Here is a 13,557-nt window from a genome sequence, read left to right on the forward strand (position 1 = left end):
CAAGATCAAAGTGATAAAGCGCATGGCATATGGATTTAGGGACTCAGAATACTTTTTTCTGAAAATCAAGGCGGCCTTCCCCGGAAAGCCGCGATGAACCTTTTTTTATGGGCACAAATGCTTAACAAAGCGGTGGTGGCGGCCTAACATGGCGGGATGTTTTTCTAGACGGGACAACAGGATATGTCTGGGTTGAAAAAGGATCTCGGGCTCTGGCAGGGGATGGGGCTGCTCGCCACCTCCCTGCTCGGTACCGGGATCTTCGTGGTACCAGCCACCGCCGCCTCGCTGGCGGGAGGGGCGTCGCTGTGGGCCTGGTTGCTGCTGATTGCTCTGGTGCTGCCCATCGCCTTTACCTTCGCCCGCCTTGGGCGGCGATATCCCCACGCGGGTGGCGCCCCCCATCTGATTGGCCTCGCCTTTGGCAACGGCGCCGAGCGCTTCTCTGCTTTCCTGTTTCTGGCGGTGCTGCCGGTGGGCCTGCCTGCCGCCCTCACCATCGCCGCCGGTTTCTGGCACGCCCTGTTCGACATGGGGGAGTGGACCCTCTGGGGCATCCAGCTGCTCACCCTGCTCGGGGTCTTTCTGCTGGGGCTGCGGGGGGCGCGCTCCTCCGGCAATCTGCAACTGCTCATTGCCCTGGCTATCCTGGGGCTCACCCTGCTCATCTGGTTCAAGGGGGATCTCAGCTGGCGCGATGCCGCCCAGCCTCTGCCAACGGCGAGCGAGTGGCCCGCCATGGGATCGGCGCTGGCGGTGATGTTCTGGTGCTTCGTGGGGCTCGAGGCCTTCGCTCACATGGGGGAGGAGTTCAAGCGGCCAGAGCGGGACTACCCCCTTGCCCTGTTGGGGGGCGTGCTGCTGGCGGGGCTCATCTACTGGGTGCACTCGCTGGTGGTGCTCAAATATGACCTCTACGGGGACGAGGCGACCAATGCCATCGCCATTCCGGCCCTGCTCTCCCTGCTGTTCGGCCCCACCGCCAAGTGGCTGGTGGCGGTGCTGGGCTATCTCTCCTGCTTCGCCAGCATCAACATCTACCTGCAAGGTTTTGCGCGCCTTATCTGGAGCATGGCGCGGGAGGGTAAACTGCCGGTCTCCCTCTCTCGCCTCTCGGCCCGGGGCGCTCCCCTGCATGCCCTTGCCTGGGTGCTCGCCATCTGTTTCGTCTCCATCACCCTGATCCTCTGGCTGCGTCTGCCCCTTGATGCGCTGATCCGCTACGCCAACGGCAACTTCGTGCTGGTCTATCTGCTCTGCATGGCGGCGGGCTGGCGCTTGCTGTCGGGGACCGGCAAGGGGTTGGCGGGCCTCAGCGTGCTGCTCTGCACCCTGGTGCTGCTGGCCCTCGCCACCCAGGTGCTCTATGCCCTTGTGCTGAGCCTGGGGTATGGCGGCTTCTCCCTGTGGCGGCGCAGACGCCGCCGCTCGGCGTCCGATGAGGGTGTCTGTGCCATCAAGTAACTCCCGAAAAAAAGCCCCGCAGCGCGGGGCTTGTTGTTGCGGGTCACAGGCTGGCGGGCAGGTCGCTGCGCAAGATGGCGTAGTGGCGCAGGGAGATGAAGCCATCCCCCTTGCGCTCGCACTCCCGCGCCGTGCCCTCGTAGTGAAAACCGGCCCGCTCCAGCAGGCAGGCGGAGGGGCGGTTGGGCTCCTCCACCACTGCCAGCAGCCGGTGCAGGTCGGTGGTGCGGTAAGTGAGCGGGAGCCAGAGTTGCAGCGCCGCGCTCATCACCCCCTTGCCCCAGTGTTCGGGATAGAGCCAGTAGCCCAGCTCGGCACACCGGTGAGTCGGGTCGGCATCGTTGTAGCCGATGGCCCCCTGCGGCTCGCCCGAGAGTCGGTCGCGAATGAGATGCCAGGCGCCACGGCCGGTGCGGGTCAGCTCGGCATACCAATTCATCTGTGCCCGGCATGCCGCCAGGCTGTCGTAGCTGACGCCGTAGTAGGCGACGATCCGGGGATCGGAGAGGCCGCGGAAGATATGGGGCAGATCGGTGTCGGTGACGGGATCCAGCCTGATGTGGGGTGGTGCTGATGTCATGATGACTCCTTGCGGCCAGCCGTGGCTGGCCGCGTGTGTTGCGTAACAAGAGATGGATGATCCGGGCTGGCGTCAGGCAAACCCGAGCCGCTCGGCCAGGCGCGCCAGCTCGTCACGCCATTGCTGCTGCAGGCGCGGGGTCTGGTGCCTGGGCTTGCGGGCCAAATCGGCGGCGAGCAGGGCATCGAGCTCATACCAGCGCGCCAGCAGCGCCTCTTCGTCATCCCCCGTGGCGGCCGCAGTCTGCGGGTCACCTGATTGAGCCGGGCTGCCCGCCTGCAGCAAGGGGGCATCGCCCAGCAGCTCGGCATAGGCCCGTTCGGCACAGTGGGCCTCCTGGATGCGCCCGTCCTTTATCAGCCAGAAGCGGTTGCAACTGCGCTCGATCAGCTCCCGGTCGTGGGAGACCAGCAGCACACCCCCCGGGAAGGCGGCAATGGCGTCGGCCAGCTCCTCCTTGCCCGCCAGATCCAGGTGATTGGTGGGTTCGTCGAGCCAGATCATGTGGTGGCTGCCGAGGGACAGGGCGAGGAACAGCAACCGTGCCCGCTCGCCCCCGCTCAGGGTGTGCACCTGCTGGCCGTGGCGGACATAGGGGAAGCCCGCCCGGATCAGCGCCTGTCGCCGCGTCACCTCAGGCAGAGGGGCCAGGGGGTACAGCGCGTCGCTCAGGGTGGCGTCGTCAGCCAGCTGCTGCAGGGACTGATCGTAATAGGCGATGCTCGCGCCGGGGTGGCAGTACCAGCCCGCCTGCAGGCTCTGCGCGGCCAGTTCGCGCCAGCACTGGCGCAGCAGGGAGGACTTGCCGGTGCCGTTGGCACCGAGCAGGGCGACCCTGTCTCCCGCCCGCAGCCAGAGCCCCTCGGCACGCAGCAGCGGCGGCAGTGCCGGTGCCGGCGATACGTCGAGGGCCTCCAGCCGCAGCAGGGTGTCGGCGGGCAGGCTCACTCCGCGCAGCTCGAGCCGCCAGGGGGCCAGCGCCGCCACCTGGCTCTGCTCCTCCTGCAGGCGGGCGATGCGTTTTTCCATGGACTTGGCCTGGCGCACCAGCTTCTCGTTGTCATGCTCCCGCCCCCAGATGGCGAGGCGCTTGCTGCTGGCGCTCAGGCGGTCTATCTCCTTTTGCTCGTCCGCCCGGCGCAGGCGGGCCTGCTCATCCTCGGCAGCCAGCGCCGCCCTGGCCTGGCTGCAGGGCAGGGCGAAGCGGTGCAACTGGCCGTCTCGCAGGATCAGGGTCTGATCCGTGACGCTGTCCAGCAGGCGACCGTCGTGGGAGACCAGCACGAAGGCGCCGCGCCAGCCCAGCAGAAACTGCTCGAGCCAGAGCAAGGCGGGCAAGTCCAGGTGGTTGCTGGGCTCATCGAGCAGCAGCAGGTTGGGTTGGCGCAGCAGGGCGCGGCCTATCTGCAGCCGGCTGTGCTGGCCACCGCTCAGTGCACTGACCGGCAACGTGGCCTGGGCCTCCAGCTGCAGTTCGGCCAGCAGCTTGTCCACCTGCCATTCGGCGGCGGGATCGTTGCCCAGGGCATCCAGCAGCACGGCGCGGGTGCTGAGGGTGGAAAGCTCGGCTGGCAGTTGCTGGGCCACGAACTCGCAGCGGCAGGCGGCGGCCTGCACGATCCGGCCGGCCTGGGGCGTGCGCTCGCCCGCCAGCAGCGCGAGCAATGTGCTCTTGCCGCAGCCGTTGGCGCCAATCAGGCCGAGTCGGTCGCCTGCGCGAATGCCGAGTTCGAGGTGATCAAATAAGGGAAGGTGCCCCGCACTCATCTGCAGGGAATGGGTACTCATCAGGGTTGTCATGCTCTTGCTCTCTTAAATCGCGGGATGGGAAATCCCTGTCATCAGGAGCGCTGGCGACAACGGCAGAGTCGAGAAAGGTCTCGGTATGGAAGGGAGTCGGCTTTGCTCGAACCCGCTATCGCAGCGCGATGGTATGCAGGCAAGAGCACTTGAATGTGCCGAACAGGCGAGCCGAGAACATCGGACACGCTTGGATAACCATTTTTTACCTCCTTGTGTTTCGTTATGGCAGGGTGCGGCGATTATAGGCACAGAAAAAAACAGTCGTCCATCCGCCCTGTGGGGGGCCGTGGGCACCGCATCGGGAGGCGCGGGGTAAAAAACGCCCCGTGATTCGGGGCGTGAGGGTTGTCAGTCGCGGGGGGTCTTGAGGGCCTCAATCACATCGTCACTGGGGGCCAGTCCCTCCACGTGGTTGAAGCTCTCCAGCCCCTCCTGGGGATTGATGGTGAGGGCGTCGGCGCTCAGGTAGCTGCCGCTGCCGGCGCTCTCCACCACGACGATGACTTCAGGCTGCTTGTCGCCGTTGAGATCCAGCAACTTGATCTCCTTGATGCTGCCATCGCGCGGCAGCACCTTGCCGTCGATGAACTGATCCAGCGGAAACTGCGGGTTGGCACCGGAGTAGAGGCGCACGTCGTAGCTGCCGGTGGAGGCGGGCTCGCCGCGCCCTTCGCTGACGGTCACCACCTGGCCGGAGGGGAGTGTCAGCTGTTTGAAGAAGCCGTCCGCCGCCTGGCTGGCGAGGGGCAGGGTGAGCAGGCCGAGAGTAAGGAATAAGGCTTTCATGAAGAGGACCCTTGTTGCTGCTTGTGTGTCTGTGACGGGCAGGGGACGCTTCCCTGCCACGTCGGAAGCGGGCAGGGGGCCGCTGGTCGGCCGCCCCCTGCCCGGGTTGTCATCACCATATCTTGACCCGTTTGGCCGGGTCCAGATAGAGCTTGTCGCCGGGCTGGATCTTGAACGCCTCGTAGAAGGCGGGGATGTTCGGTACCACGCCGTTGACCCGGTATTCCGGCGGCGAGTGGGGATCCGAGGCGAGCAGCATCTGCATCAGCTCGGGGCGATACATGCCCTTCCACACTTGGGCCCAGCCGAGGAAGAAGCGCTGCTCGCCGGTAAAACCGTCCAGCACCGGGGCCTCCTTGCCATCCAGGGAGAGCAGGTAGGCCTTGTGGGCGATGGTGAGGCCGCCGAGATCGCCGATGTTCTCCCCCAGGGTGAACTGGCCGTTGACGTACTGCCCCTTGATGGGCTCGAAGCGGTTGTACTGGGCCACCAGCCGGCTGGTGCGAAAGCGAAACTCCTTGAGATCCGCCGGCGTCCACCAGTCGCGCATCACGCCGTCACCGTCGGATTTGGCCCCCTGATCATCAAAACCGTGGCCCATCTCGTGGCCGATCACCCCGCCGATGGCGCCGTAGTTGACCGCATCGTCCGCCGTCATGTCGAAGAAGGGGGGCTGCAAAATGGCGGCCGGGAAGACGATCTCGTTGTTGCTCGGGTTGTAGTAGGCGTTCACCGTCTGGGGCGACATGTGCCACTCGTCCCGATCGACCGGCTTGCCGAGGCGCGCCAGGCTGTCGGCGTATTCGAAGGCGCGGGCCCGCTGCAGGTTGCCCACCAGATCGTCGGGGCGAATGGTGATGGCGCTGTAGTCCTTCCACTTGTCCGGGTAGCCGATCTTGGGTCTGAACTTGGCGAGCTTCTCGAGAGCCTGGGTCTTGGTGGCCGGGGACATCCAGTCCAGCTCTTGGATGCTCTGGCCGTAGGCGGTGCGCAGGTTCTCCACCAGCTGCTCCATACGGGCCTTGGCCGCTGGCGGGAAGTAGCGCTCGACATAGAGCTTGCCCACCGCCTCCCCCAGGTTGTTGTCCAGCACCCCGAGGGCCCGCTCCCAGGGGGCGCGCTGCTTGGGCGTGCCGCTAAGAGCGGTGCCGAAGAAGGCAAAATTCTGGGCATCGGTCTGGCTGTCGAGGTAGGGGGCGTAATCGGTGATGAGCTGCCACTTGAGGTAGGCCTGCCAGTCAGCGACCGGGGTCTGCTGCATCACCTCGTTCAGGGCCGAGAGGTAGGTGGGCTGGCCGATGACCAGGCTCTGTTGCCCCGCAAGGCCGGCCTGGGCCAGGTAGGCGTCCCAGTCAATGGCGGGGGCGAGGCGCCCCAGCTCGCTCACCGGTCCCTTGTTGTAGTTCTTCTCTCTGTCCCGCAGGGCCACGTTGTCCCACTGGATCTGGGCGAGCCTGGTCTCGAGGGCCAGGATGCGTTTCGCCTTGGCCTGGGCATCCGTCTCACCGAAGCGGGCCAGCATGGCGGCGATGTGCTGCTCGTACTTGTGCAGCAGTGCCTGGCTGTTGGGGTCGCGCTTGAGGTAGTAGTCCCGATCCGGCAGGCCGAGGCCGGCCTGGTAGAGGTAGACGGCATAGCTGTCAGGAGCCTTGGCGTCGGCGTCTATCCAGAAACCGAAGGGGGAGCCGCCACCGGTGCGGGCGCTCTGGGCGAAGGTGCGGGCGAGATCCTGCGGCGTGCTGATCTGCTCTATCTCGCTCAGCATCGGCAGCAGGGGCGTGGTGCCCTTGGCGTTGCGGGCGGCCTGATCCAGATAGCTCTGGTAGAGGTCGTGGATCTGCTGGGCAGGGGTGCCGGCGGCGGCCTTGCCATCCAGCCCCTCCACCAGCACCCGCACGTCCGCCAGGGATTTGTCCCGCAGCAGGTAGAAGGCACCGTCGGCGGGCCTGTCATCGGGGATCTTGGCCGTGGCGAGCCAGTGGCCGTTCACGTAGCGGAAGAAGTCGTCACCAGGCTTGACGCTGGTGTCCATGTTGGCCAGCGCAAGGCCGGAGTGTTTGTCCGGTTGGTTCGGTGCCTGACTGCAACCGGCCAGCAGGGCCAGCCCGACGAGGGTGGCCAGGATGTGTTTCTTGTTGTTCATTATGGTTTTATTCCAATTCGGGTTATATGGCTTCCTTGCCCACGCAGGGAGCGATTCACTCTAGCAGCCGGGTTAGCGCTTGATAAGCCCGACTCTGCTAAGATCGGCCTGGTCGTATTGGGGAAGCCTATGATTTCTCGTATTTATTCTCGTTTTTGTCAGACCCTGCCCGCGCCGGAAGGTTCCTGCGGTCTGCTGGTGGCTTTCAGCGGCGGGCTCGACTCCACCGTCTTGCTGGTGCTGGCGGCCCGTTTTGCCCGCGCCCACGGCCTCGCCCTGAACGCCCTGCACGTTCATCACGGCCTGAGCCCACATGCCGACGACTGGGTGACTCACTGCGAAGGGGTGTGCCAGCAACTGGCGGTGCCCCTCATCGTGGAGCGGGTGCAGCTCTGTCGGGGCAACGGGGAGAGCCTGGAGGCCCAGGCGCGGGCGGCGCGTTATGAGCGACTCGCCGCCCACCTGGGGGAAGGGGAGTGGCTGCTCACCGCTCACCATCAGGATGATCAGCTGGAGACCCTGCTGCTGGCGCTCAAGCGGGGTGCCGGTCTGCGCGGACTGGCGGGCATGGTGGCGAGCCAGCCTTTTGCCGCAGGCCATCTGTTGCGCCCCTTGCTCGACATGAGCCGGGCCGAGCTGGCGGAAGCCGCGCAGTCACTTCCTTATGGCTGGGTTGAGGATGAGAGCAACGAGGACCCGAGCTATGACCGCAACTTCCTGCGCCAGCAGATCATCCCCCTGCTCAAGGACCGCTGGCCCGCCATGGCCCGGACGACGGCGCGCACCATGGCCCTGTGCGCCGAGCAGGAGGCGCTCATCAGCGAGCTGGCCGAGGCGGACTGGCAGGCGGTGGGTGAGGGAGAAGGGCTGCGCATTGACGGACTCCTCTCCCTCTCCCCCGTGCGGCGCAACAACCTGCTGCGCCACTGGATCCGCCGCCAGGGGGGAGAGATGCCCTCCCGCGAGCTGCTGGGCCTGCTGTGGCAGGAGGTGGCGCTGGCGCGCGATGACGCCAACCCCAGGCTGAGCCTGCAAGGGTTGGCGTGCCGCCGCTATCAGGGGCGCCTGTACCTGGTGGCGCCGGATCTCGCCCCCCGCGAGGAGGTGCTGCCCATCCGGATGGAAGAGACGCTCACCCTGCCGGACGGGCTCGGGCAGTTCAGGCTCTGGAGAACGGATGGCGAAGGGTTGCGGACACCGAGGGGGGACGAGCCGCTCTCGGTGCGTTTTCAGGTCGCCCCCGGCGTCATGCTGAAACCGGTGGGGCGGGTGGGCAGCCGGCGGCTCAAGAAGCTGCTGCAAGAGTACGGGGTGCCCTCCTGGCAGCGGGGGCGCATTCCCATCCTCTACTACGGTGAACAGGTGGCACTGGTGGCCGGGCTCTTTGTCTGCGACGGATTTCTGGCGCCAGAAGAGGGGGTGGCGTGGGAGTGGCGGCCCCCCGTCACCCCGGATGCAGATTGACATCGCAGAGTGACAGGGGGCCGGGAGGGGAAGGGTGATGCCCTATTCGGGCAGGCCGGAGCCCCCGGCTTTCTTGCGGGCGTAAAGATGAGTATCGGCCGTCTCGTAGAGGCGCTGCACATCCATGCCCGACTGCCAGCTGGCGGCTCCCAGGCTGCACCCCACCGAGAAGGCGCTGAGCTCCTTGTGGCTGTGGAGCACATGTTGCAACCGCAGCCAGACCGGGCGCCAGGCCTCGGGGTCCGCGGGTTGCAGCAGCAGGGCAAACTCGTCCCCGCCGAGGCGAAACGCCTGATCCGTCCCGCGAATGCACCCCTGCAGCAACTGGGCGAAGCGGCTTAGCACCAGGTCGCCCACCGGGTGGCCCCAGGTGTCATTGACCTGCTTGAATCTGTCGAGATCCAGCAGCACCAGCACCAGGCCGTGGGGTTCCCGGCTGTGTTGCTCCACCGCCCGGCCGATGGCCTCGTCGAAGTAGGCGCGATTGCCAAGCCCGGTCAGGTGGTCGAGCCGCACCTGCTGTTCCAGCCGATCCAGCCGCAGATAGAGGGGCAGGGGGAGACTGAACAGCTGATGATATTGCTCAAGCAACCGCCTCTGGCCGTCGCTCAGAGGGTGCTCCAGCTCGTAGTGCAACTGGCCGAGCAACTGCTCGTGTCGTCCCCGTAGCTCGAAGCGATAGGCATGCAGGGTCAGCCTGGCCTGGGGCGGGTGCGAGATGAGGGGATGGGGCTGGCCACAGTCGAACTGGAGCGAGTGGATCCGGACAATGTTTGCCACCCGCTCGGCAAAGATTGCCAGCAGGGCGTCAAGATCCCGTTGCCCCAGCAACTGCTCTATCTGCTGATAGCGGTCCTGCCCGGTCAAGGGCGCAAGCCGCTCCATCTGCTGTACCCACTGCTCTATGCCATGTCCGAAGCCGTTCAATGACGATGTGTTTTCCACGTTACAGCCCTTACACCTCTCCATTCATTGCACAGGCTCCTGCAAGCCCTGTGCCTAAAATATGTCCGATGAAAAACAAGGGGGCTGGCTAGGCTTAACGGGATGAAACGGGAGGGGAAATTCCTGCCGCTGAGCGAGTGGCGTGCCATATGGGGAGCGGGCGCTGTGCTTGCTGTGTCAGGGAAGAGGGCGCCGGGCAGATGAAGGAGAGGGATGGGTGTACGCCGATGTGTTGATCCTGCTGATCTTCGCCGTTGTGCTGGTGGCCATTTTCCGGCGCCTCGGCCAGCCGGTGATCCTTGCCTATCTGTTTGCCGGCATGCTGCTCGGCCCCCACGGCGTGGCCATCGTCACGGGTCAGGCCATGATGCAGACCATAGGGGAGCTTGGCATCGTGTTCCTGATGTTCTCCCTCGGGCTCGAGTTCTCCCTGCCGCGTCTGCTCGCCATGCGCAAGCTGGTGCTGGGGGTCGGCAGCCTGCAGGTGCTGCTCACCTCACTGCTGTTTTTCGGGCTCGGCTGGTGGTGGGGGCTGAGCCTGGCCCAGGCGCTGGTGGTGTCAGGCACCCTGGCGCTCTCCTCCACCGCCGTGGTGATCAAGCAGCTCGGCGAGCTCAAGCAGCTCCATACCCGGCGAGCCCAGCTCGGGGTGAGCGTGCTGCTGTTCCAGGATCTGGCCGTGGTGCCCCTGCTGGTGATGATCCCCATCCTGGCCCAGCCCGAGGTGCAGGGTAGCGCCCTGCTGGCGGAGGTCGCCTGGGCCTCCCTCAAGGGGTTGTTTGCGCTCTCCGTGCTGCTGGCGGTGGGGAAGTGGCTGCTGCCCATGCTGTTTTTCGAGGTGGCGCGCGCACGTTCAGACGAACTCTTCGTACTGAGTGCCCTGCTGGTGGCATTGCTGGCGGCCTCCCTGACCCAGTGGATGGGGCTCTCCATGGCGCTCGGTGCCTTCCTGGCGGGCATGATGCTGGGGGAGTCCCACTATCGTCATCAGCTCGAAGTGGACATCAAGCCGTTTCGCGACGTGTTGATGGGGCTCTTCTTCATTACCATCGGCATGACCATGGACTGGGCGCTGGTGGCGGACGCCTGGTGGCAGGTGCTGGCCTGTGTGACGGGGCTCATCCTGTGCAAGTCGCTGCTCATATTGCTGGCGGGCCGTCTGATGGGGGAGCGCAAGCGCGACGCCATGGCCGCTGGCATCATGTTGAGCCAGGTCGGGGAGTTCGGTTTTGTGCTGCTGGCGCTGGCGAGTCATCACGGCTTGCTGGATCACCAGCTGGTCTCTCTGCTCATCGGCATCGGTGTCATCTCCATCGCCCTCACCCCCTGGCTGGTGTTGCGGGCGCTGGGGCTTGCCCACTCCCTCACCGACAGTGCCCTGCTCTCTCGCGCCGAGGTGGCCCAGTCGGGCCTGAGCAAACACCAGCACGTCATCATCGCCGGGTTCGGACGCACCGGCCAAACCTGTGCCCGCTTTCTCAAGCTCGAAGAGATCCCCTTCCTGGCCCTGGATCTCGATCCCGAGCGTGTGAGCGAGGCGAAGCTCGCGGGGGAGCAGGTGGCGTTCGGCGATGCCAGCCGGCGCGACATCCTGCTGGCGGCCGGTCTGTTGCGGGCGCGGCTGGTGATCATCACCTTCGACGATCAAAAGCGGGTCGATGCCATGCTGACGCTGATCCGGGAGCTGGCGGGGGAGATCAAGGTGCTGGTGCGTACCCGGGATGACAGTTTCCTTGAACACTACAAGCAGGCCGGCGCCTTCGAGGTGATCCCCGAATCCCAGGAGGGAGCCCTGATGCTGGTCTCCCACCTGCTGCTCAACTGCGACATTCCCATCGGCCGGGTGATCCGGCGCATGGAGCACGAGCGCAGCAGCCAGTATCGCTTTCTGCACGGTTTCTACTGGGGCGGCAAGAGTGCGGGCAATTTGGAGACGGATCAACAGCTCGAGCGGCTGCATCCCGTGCTGCTGCACGACCAGGCCTGGGCGGTGGGACACAGGGTACGGGATCTCGCCCTGGGAGAGGTGCGCATCAAGGCGATTCATCGCGGGGAGCGCAGCCTGGATCCCAGGCGCGAGCTGGTGCTGGCGGCGGGAGATACCCTGGTGCTTTTCGGCACGGCCGTGGCCATGGAACAGGCCGAGCAGCGCCTGCTGGAGGGACGCTAGGATCTCCTTGCCATGGGATAAGGCCCCTCAGGCCTCTTCGCGAAACTGCTGTTGCCTCCCGCTGCCCGGCAGGTCGAGGAAGGCCTCGATGCGCTGGCGGTGATCCAGCGCGTCCTGGTATCCCAGCTTGATGAGCCGCTGGCAATAGCCGGGGTCAAACATCAGGAAGCTGGCCAGGCTGCTGCTCTCTTCGCCGTTGACCCCGAGCACTCGCAGCAGACGGCGCAGCTGGGTCGGCAACCGTGGGAGGTATTCGAGGGCGATGAGGTCGAGATCCTGGCTGGGGCGGATCACGCAGGTCTCCACCTGGCGCAGTTTCAGTCGACTGCGCTCCCGTGCCGGAATAAGGGAAAGGGTCTGGTTGATGCGCCCGAGCCGCTCCAGATCCGAATTGAGGGTGTCGGAGAAGACGGTGTTGAGCAGATGGCTCGCGATGTTGGAGCTGGTCAGGTGCCCCTGGCGGGGAGTCGGGTTCTCCCTGTGAGGGGAGTCCAGGGTCACCAGCAGGATCCGCTCCGCCCCCAGGTGGATGGCGGGGCTGAGCGGGCTCAGCTGATGGATGGAGCCATCCCCGTAGACGCGATCGCCGATGGGGGTGGCGGGAAAGACAAAGGGCAGCGCCGACGAGGCCAGCAGATGATCCGAGGTGAGCAGGGTACGCAGGCCACGTCGTCTGGCGCGCTCCCAGGGCTGATGTTCGGCCCGCCCCTGGAAGAAGGTGGTGGAGAGGCCGTCATCGTAGTCGGAGGCCGTGATGGCGATGGCCTCCAGGCTGCCGTAGAGGATGTTGTCATCGATGCGGTGATAGTCGATGAGCTGATCCAGCAGACGGCGCAGGGGGGCGTTGTCAAACAGGTGAAAGGCTCGGTTGCTCTGGGGGGTGATGAGGCCGGCCGAGCCCTGATAGAGGGTGCGCCACAGCAGTTGGCAAGGGTGGAAGTCGAAGATGTGGTGGGTCTCGAATCGTCGCCAGACCCACTCCAGCTTGCGCACCCCCAGATGGAAACAGGAGGCGTAGCACGCCAGCGCCGTGATGTTGAGAGCCCCCGCCGAGGTGCCGCACAAAATGGGGAAGGGGATGCCGATGTTGCGGGGGTAGAGTTCGGCCACCGCCTTGAGTGCGCCGACCTGATAGGCGGCGCGGGCACCACCACCAGTCAGCAGAAGAGCAGTATTGGGTCTGGCCATGAGGGTGTGCCTTATCGTGATCGCCAGGGCGGGTTGCCACCGCGCAATTCAACTATAAGACGTTGTATACCGGATAAAAATGGGCCGCACGCTCAATTTTTGCGGCCCGTTTCATTTTCAGTTTGCCAAGGGCGTCTGGCTCAGTTGATCGAAGGCGGCGAAGGCTGGAGGGCTTGCCAGAATACGGCCATGGCCGAGCCCCCGGGTGCTCACCAGCCGGGTGCGGCCATCCTGGGCCGCGCGCAGGGAGTCCCGGTGGGGGGCGAAGCGGTCTTCCTCATCGTGAACGATGAGGGCGGCGCCGCTGCGCCGGGCGAGCCGGCCAAGGGGGTCAACCGTGCTGAGCGGGTGCTGGTATTCGTGTTCTATCTCCTTGACCACCGCATCGAACAGCCGGATGGAGTAGCCGGAGCGCGCCACCATGCCGTAGAGCTGGGGCACGTAGTCGAGTACCGGGGAGATGAGCAGCAGCGGCAGCGCATCGATTGCCGGGTGACGGCTGCTGAGGGTGACAGCACCCCCCATGCTGTGGGTGATGACGCCCTGGACGGGGCCGACCCGCTCGAGGATCTCGTCGAAAGCGCGCACGAAGCGGGGCAGGTGACCCCTGTTCCCTTCGCTCCGGCCGTGGGCGGGGTGATCGTAGGCGAGCGCCGTATAGCCCTGGGCGGCGATGTGGCTCATCAGCGGATAGAACTGGCTGGCACTGCCTGACCAGCCGTGCATCAGCAGCCAGACCGGCCCCTGCCCGAGCCGGTAGCTCATCAGGGTCCCTTCACTGGTGTGGATGGCCTGCTCGACCAGGCCAGTCGGGGCTGCGACGCCCCGGGTCGCCCGCTGCGGGGTGAGCAGCAGCTTGCTGGCGGTGCGCTTGGCGTGGGTGGGCGCCAACACGTGATGCAGGCGGGTGCCGAGGCCCAGCAGCAACTTGCTCGGGCTGAAGCGGCGTGTGTTGAAGTAGATCTTGCTGCTCATGGTCATCCTGTGTCTTTTGTGTGCGAACGGTCGTGCTTT

The 13,557-nt window shown here is 65.5% G+C and carries 11 protein-coding genes; 4 read left to right on the forward strand and 7 right to left on the reverse strand.

The annotated features are described in order from the left end of the window. A partial coding sequence (locus PG883_RS08060) for a transposase (protein WP_160171047.1) occupies positions 1 to 97 on the forward strand: 97 nt, incomplete at its 5' end. Between the two features lie 86 nt (positions 98 to 183). Next, on the forward strand, positions 184 to 1,464 hold the full coding sequence (gene yjeH / locus PG883_RS08065; RefSeq protein WP_029313946.1) for an L-methionine/branched-chain amino acid transporter: 1,281 nt from the start codon (positions 184 to 186) through the stop codon (positions 1,462 to 1,464). Between the two features lie 43 nt (positions 1,465 to 1,507). Here the strand turns inward: yjeH and PG883_RS08070 are convergent, their stop codons facing one another. The 4 genes from PG883_RS08070 to PG883_RS08085 all read right to left on the reverse strand — a co-directional run bounded on the left by PG883_RS08070 (position 1,508) and on the right by PG883_RS08085 (position 6,776). Next, positions 1,508 to 2,044, reverse strand: coding sequence for a GNAT family N-acetyltransferase (locus PG883_RS08070; RefSeq protein ID WP_010673425.1), 537 nt, complete (start codon positions 2,042 to 2,044; stop codon positions 1,508 to 1,510). Positions 2,045 to 2,116: 72 nt separating this feature from the next. Further along, the gene (locus tag PG883_RS08075; protein WP_010673426.1) at positions 2,117 to 3,844 is read right to left on the reverse strand and encodes an ABC-F family ATP-binding cassette domain-containing protein; all 1,728 of its coding nucleotides are present in this window, start codon (positions 3,842 to 3,844) and stop codon (positions 2,117 to 2,119) included. Positions 3,845 to 4,195: 351 nt separating this feature from the next. Beyond that, positions 4,196 to 4,633 carry a PliI family lysozyme inhibitor of I-type lysozyme gene (locus PG883_RS08080; protein WP_010673427.1) on the reverse strand — a complete coding sequence of 146 codons (438 nt, stop codon included), beginning with the start codon at positions 4,631 to 4,633 and terminating at the stop codon, positions 4,196 to 4,198. A gap of 112 nt (positions 4,634 to 4,745) precedes the next feature. Beyond that, positions 4,746 to 6,776, reverse strand: a complete 2,031-nt coding sequence (locus PG883_RS08085) for a M13 family metallopeptidase (protein ID WP_010673428.1) — start codon at positions 6,774 to 6,776, stop codon at positions 4,746 to 4,748. Between the two features lie 129 nt (positions 6,777 to 6,905). On the opposite strand from PG883_RS08085, the gene tilS reads away from it, so the two are divergent. Continuing rightward, positions 6,906 to 8,240: a tRNA lysidine(34) synthetase TilS gene (gene tilS / locus PG883_RS08090; protein WP_010673429.1), complete on the forward strand. Its 1,335-nt coding sequence runs from the start codon at positions 6,906 to 6,908 to the stop codon at positions 8,238 to 8,240. Between the two features lie 42 nt (positions 8,241 to 8,282). Here the strand turns inward: tilS and PG883_RS08095 are convergent, their stop codons facing one another. Then, the gene (locus PG883_RS08095; protein WP_039039444.1) at positions 8,283 to 9,209 is read right to left on the reverse strand and encodes a GGDEF domain-containing protein; all 927 of its coding nucleotides are present in this window, start codon (positions 9,207 to 9,209) and stop codon (positions 8,283 to 8,285) included. A gap of 193 nt (positions 9,210 to 9,402) precedes the next feature. Here PG883_RS08095 and PG883_RS08100 point away from each other — a divergent pair, with 193 nt between their 5' ends. Further along, positions 9,403 to 11,355, forward strand: a complete 1,953-nt coding sequence (locus PG883_RS08100; protein WP_010673431.1) for a monovalent cation:proton antiporter family protein — start codon at positions 9,403 to 9,405, stop codon at positions 11,353 to 11,355. Between the two features lie 27 nt (positions 11,356 to 11,382). Here the strand turns inward: PG883_RS08100 and PG883_RS08105 are convergent, their stop codons facing one another. Both PG883_RS08105 and PG883_RS08110 read right to left on the reverse strand, forming a co-directional pair. Continuing rightward, entirely contained in the window at positions 11,383 to 12,543 is a 1,161-nt protein-coding gene (locus tag PG883_RS08105; protein ID WP_010673432.1) for a patatin-like phospholipase family protein, read from the reverse strand. Positions 12,544 to 12,660: 117 nt separating this feature from the next. After that, on the reverse strand, positions 12,661 to 13,518 hold the full coding sequence (locus PG883_RS08110; protein ID WP_010673433.1) for an alpha/beta hydrolase: 858 nt from the start codon (positions 13,516 to 13,518) through the stop codon (positions 12,661 to 12,663). Between the last annotated feature and the right edge of the window lie 39 nt (positions 13,519 to 13,557).

Origin of the sequence: Aeromonas sp. QDB25, from assembly GCF_027707725.1 — a bacterium.
Lineage (GTDB): Bacteria > Pseudomonadota > Gammaproteobacteria > Enterobacterales > Aeromonadaceae > Aeromonas > Aeromonas caviae.